Source organism: Gemmiger formicilis (assembly GCF_016901605.1).
In the GTDB taxonomy this organism is placed as follows: domain Bacteria; phylum Bacillota; class Clostridia; order Oscillospirales; family Ruminococcaceae; genus Gemmiger; species Gemmiger formicilis_B.
In genome coordinates, this window is the sequence record NZ_JACJKP010001040.1 from 1 (window position 1) to 216 (window position 216).

Annotated in this window: 1 protein-coding gene and 1 pseudogene; one reads left to right on the forward strand and one right to left on the reverse strand. The window is 65.7% G+C overall.

Annotation, left to right across the window (positions count from 1 at the left end; all coding sequences use genetic code 11):
- Positions 1 to 150, reverse strand: a 150-nt coding sequence (locus H6B10_RS18995) for a thioredoxin family protein (RefSeq protein WP_345941887.1), incomplete at its 3' end; no start/stop codon positions are given.
- On the opposite strand from H6B10_RS18995, the pseudogene H6B10_RS19000 reads away from it, so the two are divergent.
- Positions 112 to 216, forward strand: a pseudogene (locus H6B10_RS19000) (arsenate reductase ArsC); the annotation flags it as partial. The gene H6B10_RS18995 and the pseudogene H6B10_RS19000 sit on opposite strands and share 39 nt — an antisense overlap.

Below are 216 nucleotides of genomic sequence, written 5' to 3' on the forward strand. Positions count from 1 at the left end.
CGCGATCTGGGCAAAATCGGTGATATGGCCTACCTCCTGGGGCAGCCCCAGTTCTCCCAGGGCCGCTTTGGCCGCGTCCTCCAGCGCGTGGCAATTGGCACAGCCGCCGCCCAGCGCAGCAAACTGCTGGCGGAACTGCCGCCGGTGGATGTGGTCATTACCATGGGCTGCAACGTACAGTGCCCCATGCTGACCTGTACCCGGCGGGAGGACTGG